Origin of the sequence: Caballeronia calidae (assembly GCF_900044055.2) — a bacterium.
Taxonomy (GTDB): Bacteria; Pseudomonadota; Gammaproteobacteria; order Burkholderiales; family Burkholderiaceae; genus Caballeronia; species Caballeronia calidae.
This window is the reverse complement of sequence record NZ_FCOX02000050.1, coordinates 37907-53848: the sequence shown is the minus strand read 5'-3', so window position 1 is coordinate 53848 and position 15942 is coordinate 37907. Positions and strand designations below refer to the sequence as shown.

The window sequence follows — 15942 nt, the reverse complement described above, 5'->3', positions numbered from 1 at the left end:
CCTTCCGGATCGGCGCCGGACAGCGTGTAGTAATCGGTGTGGCAAATGCCCGTCGCCTTCACTTCGATCAGCACTTCTCCCGCGCGCGGGCCTTCGAGATCGACTTCCTCGATCGTCAATGGCTTGCCCGCTTCCCATGCAATTGCTGCTTTCGTCTTCATCGTTCAGCTCCTCGATCTTGGAAAAATGCGTTAGATAATGCGGATTCGTTTCAGCGCACGACGTTCAGGATTTCGTAGCATGCGCCCATCGTGTGATAGTCGGTCTTGCCGGCGGGGCTTTTCTCGTCGCTGTACTGGCGATTGTCGCGCGTGAGGATGCGATACCACGCGCCCCACTTGTGATCGACGAAATGCGCCCAGCTATAGGTCCACAAGCGGTCGTAATCGTTCCAGTAACGCGCGGCGAGCGCGGCGTCGCCATCGCGTTGCGCGCGGTCCGCCAGCAGCGCCGCCGCCGCGAGCGATTCGGCCTGAACCCAGAAGTACTTGTCTTCGTCGTAGAACTTGCCGTCGGGATCGAAGCCGTACACCATGCCGCTATGCTCGTGATCCCATGACAACTCCAGCGCGCGATCGAACAGCTCGCGGGCGCGCGTGACATGCCACGCCTCGGGCTTGTGCCGATCGAGAATCAGCAGCAGCTTCGCCCATTCCGTCTGATGCCCCGGCTGAAAGCCCCACGGCCTGAAGATGTTGCTGCGGTCGCCCTTGTTGTAATCCCAGTCGATCGACCAGTCCGGCTTGTAATGCTCCCACACGAGACCGCCCGCGAGCGCGGCCTGACGGTTCACCATGTTGTCCGCGAGCAGGGCCGCGCGATCGAGATAGCGTGCTTCGCCCGTCGCCTCGAAGGCGGCCAGCAGCGCCTCGCATGTATGCATGTTCGCGTTCTGGCCGCGATAGTCCGACACCTGCCAGTCCGCGCTGGCTTCATCCTTGTAGAGCCCGTGCCGCGCATCCCAGAAGTGCGTTTCCATCAGGTTCCAGGTTTCGTCGAGATAGGCGCGCGCTTCGTCGAATCCCGCTTCGATGGCCTTCGCATACGCCAGCACGACGAACGCGAGGCCGTAGCAATGGTTGGTCGCATCGGTGACGTGGCGGCCGTTCAGCGTCCACGCATAGCCGCCCGTCTCCGGATTGCGATGAAACTCGCGCAGATATTCGATGCCGTGCGCCACGCCGCCGCGATATTCATCGAGCCCGAAGTGCTTGTACGCCATCGCGTAGTTGAAGACGAAGCGCGTGCTCGACACGAGATGACGCGAAGTGCGGTCGTAGATCGTGCCGTCGTTCTTGTAGAAGTGATAGAAGCCGCCCGCCGGGTCCATGCAGTGCGGGTGATAGAAGGTCATCGTGCGCAACGCGTGATCGAGCAGAAACGCGCGCGAGCGGAACTCGGGAAGCGACGCGGGCTTGGACAGTTCGGATGCGGACATGGCTGAATTCGATGGTGTCGTGATGAAGCGAGCCTCATACGAAGCGCCGCTTCATGGTTCCCGATGCGCGTTGCAACGGAATCAAAGGTACGAAAGTTTAAGCGCTCTCGCGCGGCGGCGTGAACCAGTCTTCGGCGCGCCTGTACAGATCGATGAAGCGCGCGAGCCGTTCGTCGAGCGATGCATCCGCGCGCGGCGTCGCGGCGAGCGTCGATGTCGGCGCGAGCGATGCGAGATCGTCCACGCGCCAGTGGCCCGCCGCGATGCCGCCGAGAATCGCCGCGCCGCGCGTCGCCGCGTTCGGGCAATCGACCGCATGAAGCTCGACGCGCAAGGCATCGGCGAGCAACTGCCGCCAGCGCGGATCGACCGAGCCGCCGCCCGCCAGCAGCATCGAATCGAGCGTGGCGCCGTTCGCGCGGATCGCGTCCAGTCCTGCACGCAATGCGAATGCCACGCCTTCGAACGCGGCGCGCATCATCGTGCCGCGCGTGTCGTCGAGGCCCAGTCCGAGCCAGCCGCCGCGCGCATTCGGGTTCATCCACGGCGAACGCTCGCCGCTCAGGTACGGTAGAAAGCTCACCGATGCGCTGGATTTCGCGGCGAACGCATCGTCGTAGGCTTCGGGCCACGATGCGTAGCCGAACCAGCCGCGCACCGCTTCCAGCGCGACGCCGACGTTCTGCATCGCCGCCATGCGATACCACGCGCCCGTCGCCGCGCGATACGTGTGCAGACCATGCACGGGCGCGGGCGCATCGGCGCACATGACGACGATCTGGCCGCCGGTGCCGGTGGTGAGCAGCGCGTCGCCATCGGAGGAGAGGCCGCTGCCGAGCGCGGCGCACGGCGTATCGCCCGCGCCGACGGCCATCGGAATGCCCGCGCGCAAGCCGAGTTGCGCCGCCGCTTCGTCCGATAGCGCGCCGCCGATTTCATGCGATGCCGCGAGCGGCGCGAACCACTCGCGCGGCAGGCCGAGCCGCTCGATGAGCGCATCGTCCCAATCGCCGGACGGTAAAGCGAGCGCGGTCGCGCAGGCATCGGATGCATCGGTGACGAACTTGGCAACAGCGGCGCCGCCGAGCTTCGCGCGCAGCCAGTCCTTCGGCTGCAAGGCCCAGCGCGTGTCGGCCGCGACTTCGGGCTCGTTCGACGCGAGCCAGCGCAGCAACGGCCCCGCCATGCCGGGCGCGACCGGATTCGCCTGCGGCGCGGGCCACGCGTCGAGCAGATCGCGGGCGCGCGTGTCGGGCCAGAGCATCGCGGCGCGCAAGGCGCGGCCATCGGCGGCGGCCGGCACGACGCCGTGCATCTGCCCCGAGAAGCCGATCGCGCTCACCGCTTCGCGCTCGTTCGCGGGAAGGCGCGAGGCCGCGTCGACGAGCGCCGAGTACCACGCATCGACCGTGGTCTCGGCCCAACCGGGCCGCGCGCTCGTCACCGCGTAGGCGGCGCTCGACGATGCGATTTCACGCCCGTCTTCATCGACGATGGCGAGTTTCAGGGAGCCCGTACCGAGATCGATGCCTAAAAAACGCATGGGATTCGAGTCTGAAAATGACGTTAGGGAAAACGCGCAAAACCCGGGTATACCCCACCATCGCGTGGCGAACGCGAAAAACGGACTATATGGCCGCTGTGATCCGCATCATAACGAGCATCCGAAGAACGCGGCCTTGCGTCGCACGACAAATTTCCTCCGATATGCGTCAAACCCCTTGTGGCAAAGGCCTGCGCACGTTTGCGCGCTGAACGGCGCGCGAAAACCATATCGTCGCGCGAACGCGCTGTATAGCGCCGCGTGGTCTTGTTCGCGCTTTTTAATGCACTTAACTTGGAGGCCATTCAAATGGAAGGCGATAAAGGAGAGAGACATGGCTTCAAGTTCGGTGAAACCGTCCGTGCATCCGTGCGACGAACGGCTGCCCGCCGGTCAACTGCTGACGCTCGGCATTCAGCACGTGCTCGTGATGTACGCGGGCGCCGTCGCGGTGCCGCTGATTCTCGGCGCCGCGATGGGCCTGTCGAAAGATCAGGTCGCGTTCCTCATCAGCGCGGATCTGTTCTCGTGCGGCATCGCCACGCTGATCCAGACGCTCGGGCTGTGGATCTTCGGCATCCGCCTGCCCGTCATCATGGGCTGCACGTTCGCCGCCGTCGGCCCGATGGTCGCGATCGGCACCAATCCCTCGCTCGGCATTCTCGATGTGTTCGGCTCGACCATCGCGGCGGGCGTCATCGGCATCGTGCTCGCGCCGATGATCGGCAAGCTGCTGCGCTTCTTCCCGCCGGTCGTGGTCGGCACCGTGATCGCGGTGATCGGCCTCTCGCTGATGGGCGTCGGCATCAACTGGGCGGCGGGCGGCGTCGGCAATCCTGATTACGGCAATCCGGTGTACCTGCTGCTGTCGTTCGTCGTGCTCTCGCTGATCCTGCTCATCAACAAGTTCATGCGCGGGTTCATCGCGAATATTTCGGTGCTGCTCGGCATCGTCGTGGGCTTCATCATCGCCGCGATGCTCGGCCGCGTGAACATGGACGGCGTTGCCCATGCGCCGTGGGTCGGCGTGGTGATGCCGTTCCACTTCGGCCTTCCGCGCTTCGACGCGCTCTCCGTCGCGACGATGGTCATCGTCATGTTCGTCACCTTCATCGAATCGACGGGCATGTTCCTCGCGGTCGGCGATCTCGTCGATCGTCCCGTCGATCAGAAAGCGCTCGTGCGCGGCCTGCGTGTCGACGGGCTCGGCACGCTGATCGGCGGCATCTTCAACTCGTTCCCGCATACGTCCTTTTCGCAGAACGTCGGTCTGATCGGCGTGACGGGCGTGAAGAGCCGCTTCGTCTGCGCGACGGGCGGCGTGATTCTCGTCGTGCTCGGCCTCTTCCCGAAGATGGCGCAGGTCGTGGCGTCGGTGCCGCCGTTCGTGCTGGGCGGCGCGGGCATCGTGATGTTCGGCATGGTCGCGGCGAACGGCATCAAGACGCTGTCCCGCGTGGACTTCTCGAAGAACCACCACAATCTGTTCATCGTCGCGGTGAGCGTGGGCATGGGCATGGTGCCGGTCGTCGCGCCGAAGTTCTTCACGCAACTGCCGCATGCGCTCGAGCCGATTCTTCACAGCGGCATCCTGCTGGCGTCGGTGTCGGCGGTGGTGCTGAACATCGTGTTCAACGGCGTGCGCAAAGAACGCGATGCGCGACGTGATGCGCGTGAAGCCGCGCACGAGTTCGAAGGCGCGGCTCATGCCGGAGACGCGCACTAAGGAAGTCGTAACCCTGGAAGTGTTTGCTGGCTGTCTTGCGTGATGCGCCGCGGTGAGAGCCGCGGCGTTTTTTTTGGTTTGCCGATGCCCGATGAAAAAACACCCCGGACGTCCAGGGTGCAATGGGTCATCGAAAGAAAGGCGAAACGCTAGCCCGCATCCACTGCCCGCGGCGCATCTCCCGTCTTCTCGATCCACCCGCCGCCCAGCGCCTGATACAAGGTCACGAGATTCGCGAGCCGCTGCGTGCGCGCGCTGATCAACGTCTGCTGCGCAGCATAAAGATCCTGCTGCGCGGTCAGCACGCCGAGATAACTGTCGACGCCCTGCTTGTACCGCAACGTCGACAGATCCAGCCGCCGCTGCTGCGCGCCCGTATCGCGTTCGAGCGCCGCGATCTGCTGATCGTACGTGCCACGCGCTGCGAGACCATCCGCGACTTCACGGAACGCGGACTGAATCGCCTTCTCGTACTGCGCCAGCTGAACGTTCTTCTGAATGTTCGCGAGATCGAGATTCGCGAGATTCTGCCCGCCTTCGAAGATCGGCAGCGTGATCGTCGGCGCGAAGCTCCATGCGACCGAACCGGGCTTGAAGAGCCCGCCGAGCGACGGGCTCAACGTGCCGAAGCTGCCCGTCAACGAGATGCTCGGAAAGAACGCCGCACGCGCGGCGCCGATGTTCGCATTCGCCGCCAGCAGATTCTGCTCTGCCTCCATGATGTCGGGCCGCCGCGTCAGCAGATCCGACGGCAGGCCCGCCGGAATATCCGTCAGCAGATCCTGACCGTTGAGCGCGGCGCCGCCCGGCAGGTCGTCGGGCATCGGCTCGCCGAGCAGCAGCACGAGCGCGTTGACCGCCTGCGCCCGCGCGCGCTGTTGCGCCTGAAGATTCGCCGACGCCGTTTCGACGACGGTCTGCGACTGGCTCAGATCGAGCGCGGACGCCGCGCCGTTCTCGAACTGCAGCTTGATCAGGTTGTACGAATCCTGCGCGCTCTTCAGCGTCTGCACGGTCACCTTGAGGAGATCGTCCGCTTCGAGAACCTGGAAATACTGCGTCGCCACCTGCGACACCAGCGAAATCTCCGCCGCCTTGCGCGCATAGGCGGTGGCGAAGTACTGCGGGAGCGCCTGATTCTTGAGGCTCTGCACGCGGCCGAAGAGATCGATCTCCCACGATCCGTTCAGACCCACGCTGTACTGATTCGAGATCGTCTGGTTGAAGAACGACAGATCCGCTGGCGTGCGCTGCTTCGACTGGCCCGCCTGCGCACCGATCGTCGGAAGCAACTCCGAGCGCACGATCCGGTATTGCGCCTGCGCCGCCTGCACATTGAGCACCGCCACGCGCAGATCGCGATTGTTCTTCAACGCGATGTCGACGAGCTTCTGCAGCCGCGCATCGACGAAGAAATCGCGCCAGCCGATGTCGGCGGCGGCCACGCCGTTCGCACTGCGCGCGCCCGCAGCCGCGACGGGCTGCGCGCCGTACACGCCGTCCGTGCGGTAGTTCGCCGGGACCGGCTCCGCGGGGCGCTCGTACTTCGGCGCCATCGTGCAGCCGCTCGCCAGTGCGGCGGCGGCCATTGCCATCAGAGTGAATCCACGCATGATCAGTGTCCTTCCTTGCCTTGTTGCGCGCGCCGCTGCGCGTCATAGCGCGCGAGCGCGGCATCCGCGTCTTCCTTGTCGCCGCCGAAATGCGCCCGCACGACGACGAAGAACATCGGCACCATGAAAATCGCGAGGAAGGTCGCGGTCAGCATGCCGCCGATCACGCCCGTGCCGATCGCGTGCTGGCTGCCCGACCCCGCGCCATTGCTGATCGCGAGCGGCATCGTGCCGAGAATGAATGCGAGCGACGTCATCAAAATCGGACGCAGGCGCAGACGCGCGGCTTCCATCGCCGCTTCGATCGGCCCCATCTTTTGCGAGAGTTGAAGATCGCGCGCGAACTCGACGATCAGAATCGCGTTCTTCGCGGACAGGCCCACGGTCGTCAGCAAACCGACCTGGAAGAACACATCGTTCTCCAGACCGCGCAGCGTGACGGCGAGCAACGCGCCGATCACGCCGAGCGGCACGACCATGATCACGGAGAACGGAATCGACCAGCTCTCGTACAGCGCCGCGAGACACAGGAACACGACGAGAATCGAAATGCCGTAGAGAATCGGCGCCTGCGAGCCGGACTGGATCTGCTGATATGAAAGCCCCGTCCATTCGTAGCCGATGCCCGCGGGCAGCTTCGCGGCGAGCCCTTCCAGCGCGGCCATCGCCTGGCCGGTCGACTTGCCCGGCGAAGCCACGCCCTGAATCTCGATCGACGACAGTCCGTTGTAGCGCTCGAGCTTGGGCGAGCCGTAGCTCCATTCGCCCTTCGCGAACGTGGAGAACGGCACCATCGAGCCGGACGCATTGCGCACATACCAGCTATCGATGTTCTCGGGCGACATGCGGAACGGCGCATCGCCCTGCATGTACACCTTCTTGATGCGGCTGTCCGTGTCGAGGAAGTTGTTCACGTACTTCGACGCCCACGCGATCGAGAACGTCTGGTCGATCACCGATGGATCGACGCCCTGCGAGAGCGCCTTCTCCCGGTCGATGTTCACCTTGAACTGCGCGGTGTCGTTCAGGCCGTTCGGACGCACCTGCGCGAGCGACGGGTCCTTCGCGGCCATGCCGAGCAGCATGTTGCGCGCTTCCATCAGCTTCGCGTGACCGAGACCCGCGCGGTCCTGCAGCTCGAAGTCGAAGCCCGAGGCCGTGCCGAGCTCGGGAATCGACGGCGAATTCACCGGGAACACGAGCGCGTTCCTGTAGCCCGCGAAGCGGCCGAAGGTGCGGCCGACGAGTGCCTGGATCTTGTCCTTCGCGGCGGTGCGTTTCGCGAAGTCCTTCAGGCGCACGAAGATGAGGCCGGAGTTCTGGCCGCGCCCCGCGAAGCTGTAGCCGTTCACCGTGAACACCGATTCGACGACAGCGCTTTCGTCCTTCAGCAGATAGCCGGCGACGTCGTCGAGCGCGCGCTGCGTCATTTCCTGCGTCGATCCGGCGGGCGTCGCGACGAGCACGAACATCGTGCCCTGATCTTCATCGGGCAGGAACGCCTTGGGCAGGCGCGTGAACATCAGCGCGACCGCCGCGATGATCACGAGATACAGGATCAGGAACCGCCCCGAGCGCCGGATGACGTGCGAGACGCCGCTGTGATACTTCTCCTGGCTCCTTTTGAACGTGCGGTTGAACCAGCCGAAGAAGCCGGTGTTCTTCTCTTCGTGGCCCTTCGGCAGCGGCTTCAGGATGGTCGCGCAGAGCGCCGGCGTGAAGACCATCGCGGTGAGGACGGAAAGGCCCATCGCGGAGACGATCGTCAGCGAGAACTGCCGGTAGATCGCGCCGACGGAGCCGCCCGAGAACGCCACCGGCACGAACACCGCCGCGAGCACGAGCGCGACGCCGACGAGCGCGCCGGTGATCTGGCTCATCGCCTTCTTCGTGGCTTCCTTCGGCGGCAGGCCTTCTTCCGTCATCACGCGCTCGACGTTCTCGACGACCACGATCGCGTCGTCGACCAGAAGGCCGATCGCGAGCACGAGCCCGAACATCGACAGCGTGTTGATCGAGAAGCCGACCATGCCCATGATCGCGAACGTGCCGAGCAGCACGACCGGCACGGCGAGCGTCGGAATGAGCGTGGCGCGCAGGTTCTGCAGGAACAGATACATCACGAGGAACACCAGCACGATGGCCTCGATCAGCGTCTTCACCACGTCGGAGATGGACTGCTTGACGAACGGTGTCGTGTCGTACGGATACTTGACGACGAGACCCGGCGGGAAATACTTCGACAACGCGTCGATTTTCGCGCGCACGGCGTTGGCGGTGGCGAGCGCATTCGCGCCCGTTGCGAGCTGGATGCCGAAACCGGCTGCCGGCTTGCCGTTGTACTGCGTCTCGAAGTTGTAGTTCTCACCGCCGAGGCTGACGCGCGCGACGTCCTTGAGGCGCACCTGCGAGCCGTCCTGATTCACCTTCAGCAGCACGTTGCCGAACTGCTCGGGCGTGCGCAGCAGCGTCGCCTCGGTGATGGTCGCCTGCATCGACTGGCCGGGCACGGCGGGCGTGCCGCCGAGCTGGCCGCCCGCGACCTGCACGTTCTGCGATTGCAGCGCGCTCTGCACGTCGATGGGCGTGAGATTGAACTTGGTCAGCTTGTTCGGATCGAGCCAGACGCGCATCGCGTATTGCGAGCCGAAGAGCGTCACCGTGCCCACGCCGTTCAGACGGCTGATCGGATCCTGAACGTTCGACGCCACGTAGTTCGCGAGATCGTCGCGGCTCATCCTGCCGTCTTCGGACACGAACGCGAGCACGAGCAGGAAGCTCGAACTCGACTTCGACACGCTGGTGCCGAGTTGCTGCACGACTTGTGGCAGGTTCGGCGTGGCGAGCTGAAGCTTGTTCTGCACCTGCACCTGCGCGATGTCGGCGTTCGTGCCGGCCGCGAAGGTCAGCGTGACGGTCGCGGTGCCGCTGTCGTCGGAGGTCGACGACAGATACAGCAGATGGTCGAGGCCGCTCATCTGCTGCTCGATCACCTGCGTGACGGTGTTTTCGACCGTCTGCGCGGACGCCCCGGGATACGTGGCGGAGATCTGGATGGACGGCGGCGCGATGGTCGGATATTGCGCGACCGGCAGCGTCGCCACCGACGCGATGCCCGCCAGCATCAGAATGATGGCGATCACCCACGCGAAGATAGGGCGATCGATAAAGAACTTGGCCATGGAGCGTGCCTCCCGTCCTATGCGCCGGCTGCGCCGGAAGCGGCGGCGGCCTTGCCGGCGGCGGAAGCGGCGGCGGAAGCGGCGTCGGCGGGCGCGGCGGGCAGATGCGCCGGCACTACCTTCACTTCCATGCCCGGACGCACCTTGTCGATGCCTTCGACGATCACGCGGTCGCCGGGATTCAGGCCGCCCTCGACCACCCAGTTCTGGCCGTGCGTGCCCGACGTCACGAGCGGACGCATCGCGACCTTGTTGTCCTTGTCGACGACCATCGCGAGCGCGGTGCCCTTCTGGTCGTGCGACACGCCCTGCACCGGCACGACGAGCGCATTGGGATTCACGCCTTCCTCGATGCGCGCGCGCACGAACATGCCCGGCAGCAGCACGCGGTCCTTGTTCAGGAAGATCGCGCGCACCGTCACCGATCCGGTGGACGGGTCGACGGTCACATCGCTGAACTGCAGCTTGCCCTGCTCCGGATAGACGCGGCCGTCCTCGAGGATCAGCGTGACCTTCGCGGCGTTCGGGCCGTTGGCCGAAAGACGCCCTTCCTGGATCTGGCGGCGCAGCTTGAGACCGGCGAGGCTCGATTGCGTGAGATCGACGTACATCGGATCGAGCTGCTGGACGGTGACCATCAGCGTGGCCTGCGCGGCCTGCACATAGGCGCCCGGCGTAACCTGCGAGATGCCGGCCTGCCCGGAAACCGGCGACGTGACGTCCGTGTAGCCCAGATTGATCTGCGCCGTGTCGATCTCCGCTTTGGCCGACGCGACTTCGGCGGCGGCCTGGCCTTGCGCCGCCACCGCGTTGTCGTAGTCCTGCTTGCTAACCGCGTTCGCCGCGACGAGCACCTTGTAGCGCTCGGCCTGCGCGCTCGTCGACACGAGATTCGCCTGCGCCTTCGCAAACGACGCCTTCGCGTTGTTCAGCTTCGTGATGTACGGCGCCGGGTCGATCTTGTAGAGCCGCTGCCCCGCCTTGACGAGGCTGCCTTCGGTGAATTCACGGCGCAGCACGATGCCGTCCACGCGCGCGCGCACCTGGGCATCGAGAAAAGCGCTCGTGCGGCCCGTGAGTTCCGTGGTGACCGGCACCGAAGCCGATTCGAGCGTGACGACGCCGACTTCCGGCGTGTGCGGCATCATCGCGGGATGTTTCTCTCCGCATGCGGCTGCCAGCAGGGCGGCCGTCGTGACACCAATGAGACGGTATGGAATCCGTTTGAGACACATGGAACGCGGACCTCTGTGGTTACTCAAGATGAAAGTCGCGCGTCCTCACGTTCATGGCGGGGCGCGCGACGTGCTGTCGTGCGATGCGAAAGTCGCGGATCGCGGCGCGCGGGCCGTCCGTCCGGCCCCGCGCGCGCTTCGGATGGGGCTGGCCGCCTTCACGAGAAAACGGCCTTATTTTTGGGATAACTAAATGCGCGTGACGCTCGGTGCGAACCGATCGGCGCCAACGACTCGCGCCCACACGACTGCGACAAGCAGCCGATTATAGATATCGTTCGCGGTCAGGAAGCCTAAGCAACAGGCAGTTGTGTGACAATTTGCCGAGGATTAACACAAATTTGGCGAACTGGCGCCGAGACGGAAACATCGCGCAGGATCGCGCGTCGTGCGGCTTGCTCTTGCCTCGACGCGAAGCGCGTTCGAAAGCGCCAAGAAAAAGCCCGGCGCGTGGCCGGGCTTCGTCAGCATCGTTTCGAGGCGGCGGATCAACCCGCCGTGGCGGCCGAAGCAGGCTTCGGCGCGCCTTGCGAGCCGTAGTCGACCGGCGCATCCGCGGGACGCGGCGCGTCGCCCGAATGCTCGATCCAGCCGCCGCCCATGAACTGATACAGGTCGACGAGGTTCGTCAGGCGATTCAGCCGCGCCGTGATGAGCTGCTGCTGCGACGCGTAGAGCGCCGTCTGCGCCGTCAGCACCGAGAGATAGCTGTCCACGCCGTTGCGATAGCGCAGGTCGGACAATTCGAGGCGGCGGCTCTGCGAGTTCACGAAACGCTCGAGCGACTTGATCTGCTCGTCGAACGTGCCGCGCGCGGCGAGGCCGTCGGCGACTTCCCGGAACGCGGTCTGGATCGCCTTCTCGTAATTGGCGATCTCGATGCGCTTCTGCACGTTCGCCAGATCGAGATTGGCCTTGTTCTCGCCGCCCTCGAAGATCGGCACCGTGATTTGCGGCGCGAACGACCACGCCGCCGAACCCGGCTTGAAGAGACCGCCGAGCGTCGGCGACAGCGTGCCGAAGCTGCCCGTCAGCGAGACGCGCGGGAAAAACGCCGCGCGCGCCGCGCCGATGTTCGCGTTGGCCGCGAGCAGCGACTGCTCCGCCGCCGCGATGTCGGGACGGCGCGTCAGCAGGTCGGACGGCAGGCCAGCGGGAATATCCGAGAGGATGTTCTGCGTGTCGAGCGGCATGCCGGGCGGCAGATCCGCCGGCAGCGGCTCGCCGACCAGCAGCACGAGCCCGTTCTCCGCCTGCGCGCGCAGACGCGCCTGCTGTTGCAGATTCGCCCGCGCCTCTTCGACCACGCCCTCCGACTGACGCAGATCGAGCTCCGAGCCCGTGCCGTTGTCGTATTGCAGCTTCGTGATGCGATACGACTCCAGCGCGGTCGTCAGCGTGTTCTGCGTGACGACGAGCGCGTCGTCGAAGGCGAGCATCGTCAGATACTGATCCGCCACCGAGGACACCAGCGCGATCTCCGCCGCCTTGCGCGATTCCGCCGTCGACAGATACTGCGCGAGCGCCTGATCCTTCAGGCTGCGAATGCGCCCGAAGAAGTCGATTTCCCACGACGCGTTCAGGCCGACCGAATACTCCTGCGAGATCGTGTTGCCGAAGACCGACAGGTTTTTCGGCGTGCGCTGCTTGGTCATCGACGCGCTGCCGTCGAGCGTCGGGAACAGGCCCGCGCGCACGATCTGATACTGCGCGCGCGCCGCCTCGACGTTGAGCACCGAGACGCGCAGGTCGCGGTTGTTCTTCAGCGCGAGCTCGACGATCTTCTGCAGGCGCGTGTCGAAGAAGAAATCACGCCAGCCGATGTCGGGCGCGCTCTGCCCGTTCGCGCTGCGGCCATTGCTCGCCGTCGACGACGCATCCGGCTGGTGCGCATACGCGTCGCCTTCCGGAAACGTCTGCGCGACGGGCGCCGCCGGCTGCTCGTACTTCGGCTGCAGCGTGCAGCCGGTGGCGAGCAGGGCCACGGCGGCCGCGATCAACGAATGTTTAAGCATCTCAATGTCCTTCCTTGTCCGAAGACGGCGAGCCGTGCGTACCGCCGGTACCGCCGAAGTCGCCCGAGCCTGCCGCCGGCACGTCCTTGGCCTTGCTGAACTTCGAGATCACGACGAAGAACATCGGGATCATGAAGATGGCCAGGAAGGTCGCGGTCAACATGCCGCCGATCACGCCGGTGCCGATCGCGTGCTGGCTCGCCGAGCCCGCGCCGTTGCTGATCGCGAGCGGCAGCACGCCGAGAATGAACGCGAGCGAGGTCATCAGGATCGGGCGCAACCGCAGGCGCGCCGCTTCCATCGCCGCTTCGACCGTCGACATGCCCTGGATGCGCAGCTCACGCGCGAATTCCACGATCAGAATCGCGTTCTTCGCCGACAGACCCACCGTCGTCAACAGGCCGACCTGGAAGAACACGTCGTTTTCCAGACCGCGCAGCGTCGCGGCCAACAGCGCGCCGAGCACGCCGAGCGGCACGACCATGATCACCGAGAACGGAATCGACCAGCTTTCATACAGCGCCGCGAGACACAGGAACACGACGAGGATCGAGATGCCGTACAGGATCGGCGCCTGCGAACCCGACTGGCGCTCCTGATACGACAGGCCCGTCCACTCGTAGCCGATACCCGCGGGCAGCTTCGCCGCGATCGCTTCCATCGCCGTCATGGCCTGGCCGGTCGACTTGCCCGGTGCGGCCGCGCCCTGGATTTCCACCGCCGAGATGCCGTTGTAGCGCTCGAGCTTCGGCGAACCGTAGATCCAGTTGCCCGTCGCGAACGCGCCGAACGGCACCATCGTTCCGGCGCCATTGCGCACGTACCACTTGTTCAGGTCTTCCGGACTCATGCGGAACGGACCGTCGCCCTGCACGTAGACCTTCTTGATCCGGTTGTCGACGTCGAGGAAGTTGTTCACGTACTGCGACGCCCATGCGATCGAGAACGTCTGGTCGATGTCCGAAATCGCGACGCCGAGCGCGTTCGCCTTCTCGCGGTCGATGTTCACCTTGAACTGCGGCGTGTCGTTGAGACCGTTCGGGCGCACCTGAGCCAGCGTCGGGTCCTTCGAGGCCATGCCGAGCAGCATGTTGCGCGCTTCCATCAGCTTCGCGTGACCCACGCCCGCGCGATCCTGCAGCTCGAAGTCGAAGCCCGCGGCCGTGCCGAGCTCCGGAATCGACGGCGGATTGACCGGGAAGATCATCGCGTCCTTGTAGGGCGCGAAATGCATGAACATCCGCCCGACGAGCGCCTGCACCTTCTCGTTGCTCGACTGGCGCTGCGCGTAGTCCTTCATCCGCACGAACACGAGACCGGAGTTCTGGCCGCGGCCCGCGAACGAGAAGCCGTTCACCGTGAACACCGATTCGACCATGCTCTTCTCGTCGTTGAGCAGGTACTCCTGCACGTCCTTGAGCACGTGCGCCGTGTACTCCTGCGTGGAGCCGGGCGGCGCCTGCACGAGCACGAACATCGTGCCCTGGTCTTCGTTCGGCAGGAACGACTTCGGCAGACGCAGGAACAGCATGCCCACCGCGACGATCACGACGAGGTAGATGATGAGCCAGCGCCCCGAGCGGCGAATCACGTGCTGCACGCCGCTGTGATACTTCGCCTGGCTCTTGTTGAACGTGCGGTTGAACCAGCCGAAGAAGCCCTTCTTCTCGGGCTCGTGGCCTTCCGGATGCGGCTTCAGGATGGTCGCGCACAAGGCCGGCGTCAGAATCAGCGCGACCAGCACGGACAGCACCATCGCCGCGACGATCGTCAGCGAAAACTGCCGGTAGATCGCGCCGACCGAGCCGCCCGAGAACGCCACCGGCACGAACACCGCCGACAGCACGAGCGCCACGCCGACCAGCGCGCCGGTGATCTGTCCCATCGCCTTGCGTGTCGCGTCGCGCGGCGATAAATGCTCCTCGGTCATCACGCGCTCGACGTTCTCCACGACCACGATCGCGTCGTCGACGAGCAGACCGATCGCGAGCACGAGGCCGAACATCGACAGCACGTTGATCGAGAAGCCCACCGCCGACATGATCGCGAACGTGCCGAGCAGAACGACCGGCACCGCGATCGTCGGGATGATCGTCGCCCGCAGGTTCTGCAGGAACAGATACATCACGAGGAACACGAGCACGATACCTTCGATCAGCGTCTTGACCACTTCCTCGATGGACAGGCGCACGAACGGCGTCGTGTCGTACGGATACTTCACGACCAGGCCGTTCGGGAAGTACTTCGACAGCTCGTCGATCTTCTGGCGCACGAGCTTCGCGGTGTTCAGCGCGTTGGCGCCGGTCGCGAGCTGGATACCGAAGCCGGCGGTCGGCTGGCCGTTGTACTTCGTGTCGAAGTTGTAGTTCTCGCCGCCGAGCTCGATCTTCGCGACATCCTTCAGGCGCACTTGCGAGCCGTCCTGATTCACCTTCAGCAGGATGTTGCCGAACTGCTCGGGCGTCTGCAGCAGCGTCGCCTCGGTGATGGTCGCCTGGAGCATCTGCCCCGCCACCGCCGGCGTGCCGCCGAGCGAGCCCGCCGCCACCTGCACGTTCTGCGAGGTGATGGCGTTCTTCACGTCGACAGGCGTGAGCGCGTAGTTCGTGAGCTTGGTCGCGTCGAGCCAGATGCGCATCGCGTACTGCGAGCCGAACAGCGTCACCGTGCCGACGCCGTCGATACGCGAGAGCGGGTCCTGCACCTTCGACGCCACGTAGTTCGCGAGGTCGTACTTGCTCATGCTGCCGTCTTCGGACACGAACGCGAGCACGAGCAGGAAGCTCGAGCTCGACTTCGTGACCTTCGTGCCGAGCTGCTGCACGACCTGCGGCAGAAGCGGCGTGGCGAGCTGCAGCTTGTTCTGCACCTGAACCTGCGCGATGTCCGGGTTCGTGCCCGCCGCGAACGTCAGCGTGATGGTGGCCGTGCCCGAGTCATCGGAAGTGGACGAGAGATACAGCAAGTGGTCGAGACCGTTCATCTGCTGCTCGATCACCTGCGTCACCGTGTTTTCGACGGTGCTCGCCGATGCGCCCGGGTAGGTCGCGCTGATCTGAATCGCGGGCGGCGCGATCGTCGGATACTGCGCCACCGGCAGCGTGAAGATCGACGCCATCCCCGCCAGCATCAGGATGATCGCGATCACCCACGCGAAGATCGGTCGATCGATAAAAAACTTTGCCATGTA

Annotated in this window: 8 protein-coding genes and 1 pseudogene; 1 reads left to right on the top strand and 8 read right to left on the bottom strand. The window is 65.0% G+C overall.

Annotated features, from left to right (window positions below):
• From AWB78_RS45910 to AWB78_RS31555, 3 genes and pseudogenes are all read right to left on the bottom strand, one after another.
• Positions 1–161: pseudogene (locus AWB78_RS45910) on the bottom strand (alcohol dehydrogenase catalytic domain-containing protein); the annotation flags it as partial.
• Between the two features lie 50 nt (positions 162–211).
• A complete protein-coding gene (locus AWB78_RS31560) occupies positions 212–1438 on the bottom strand; it encodes an AGE family epimerase/isomerase (protein ID WP_062610550.1) in 1227 nt (408 codons plus the stop codon).
• Between the two features lie 97 nt (positions 1439–1535).
• Positions 1536–2981 (bottom strand): xylulokinase, encoded by a 1446-nt coding sequence (locus AWB78_RS31555; protein ID WP_062610549.1) that lies wholly within the window; start codon positions 2979–2981, stop codon positions 1536–1538.
• Positions 2982–3315: 334 nt separating this feature from the next.
• On the opposite strand from AWB78_RS31555, the gene AWB78_RS31545 reads away from it, so the two are divergent.
• Entirely contained in the window at positions 3316–4707 is a 1392-nt protein-coding gene (locus tag AWB78_RS31545) for a nucleobase:cation symporter-2 family protein (protein WP_062610547.1), read from the top strand.
• A 149-nt stretch (positions 4708–4856) separates the two neighbouring features.
• Here the strand turns inward: AWB78_RS31545 and AWB78_RS31540 are convergent, their stop codons facing one another.
• From AWB78_RS31540 to AWB78_RS31515, 5 genes are all read right to left on the bottom strand, one after another.
• Complete coding sequence (locus tag AWB78_RS31540; RefSeq protein ID WP_062610546.1) at positions 4857–6320, bottom strand: efflux transporter outer membrane subunit; 1464 nt, start codon at positions 6318–6320, stop codon at positions 4857–4859.
• 2 nt (positions 6321–6322) lie between these two features.
• Complete coding sequence (locus tag AWB78_RS31535; RefSeq protein WP_062610545.1) at positions 6323–9502, bottom strand: efflux RND transporter permease subunit; 3180 nt, start codon at positions 9500–9502, stop codon at positions 6323–6325.
• A 17-nt stretch (positions 9503–9519) separates the two neighbouring features.
• A complete protein-coding gene (locus AWB78_RS31530; RefSeq protein WP_062610544.1) occupies positions 9520–10737 on the bottom strand; it encodes an efflux RND transporter periplasmic adaptor subunit in 1218 nt (405 codons plus the stop codon).
• Between the two features lie 488 nt (positions 10738–11225).
• Positions 11226–12752, bottom strand: coding sequence for an efflux transporter outer membrane subunit (locus AWB78_RS31520; RefSeq protein WP_062610542.1), 1527 nt, complete (start codon positions 12750–12752; stop codon positions 11226–11228).
• Between the two features lies 1 nt (position 12753).
• On the bottom strand, positions 12754–15939 hold the full coding sequence (locus AWB78_RS31515) for an efflux RND transporter permease subunit (RefSeq protein ID WP_062610541.1): 3186 nt from the start codon (positions 15937–15939) through the stop codon (positions 12754–12756).
• Positions 15940–15942: the final 3 nt, after the last annotated feature.

Excerpts from the sequence above, each read along its gene's own strand:
- AWB78_RS31560 (WP_062610550.1), bottom strand. The coding sequence starts at position 1,438 with ATGTCCGCATCCGAACTGTCCAAGCCCGCGTCGCTTCCCGAGTTCCGC.
- AWB78_RS31555 (WP_062610549.1), bottom strand. The coding sequence starts at position 2,981 with ATGCGTTTTTTAGGCATCGATCTCGGTACGGGCTCCCTGAAACTCGCC.
- AWB78_RS31545 (WP_062610547.1), top strand. The coding sequence starts at position 3,316 with ATGGCTTCAAGTTCGGTGAAACCGTCCGTGCATCCGTGCGACGAACGG.
- AWB78_RS31540 (WP_062610546.1), bottom strand. The coding sequence starts at position 6,320 with ATGCGTGGATTCACTCTGATGGCAATGGCCGCCGCCGCACTGGCGAGC.
- AWB78_RS31535 (WP_062610545.1), bottom strand. The coding sequence starts at position 9,502 with ATGGCCAAGTTCTTTATCGATCGCCCTATCTTCGCGTGGGTGATCGCC.
- AWB78_RS31530 (WP_062610544.1), bottom strand. The coding sequence starts at position 10,737 with ATGTGTCTCAAACGGATTCCATACCGTCTCATTGGTGTCACGACGGCC.
- AWB78_RS31520 (WP_062610542.1), bottom strand. The coding sequence starts at position 12,752 with ATGCTTAAACATTCGTTGATCGCGGCCGCCGTGGCCCTGCTCGCCACC.
- AWB78_RS31515 (WP_062610541.1), bottom strand. The coding sequence starts at position 15,939 with ATGGCAAAGTTTTTTATCGATCGACCGATCTTCGCGTGGGTGATCGCG.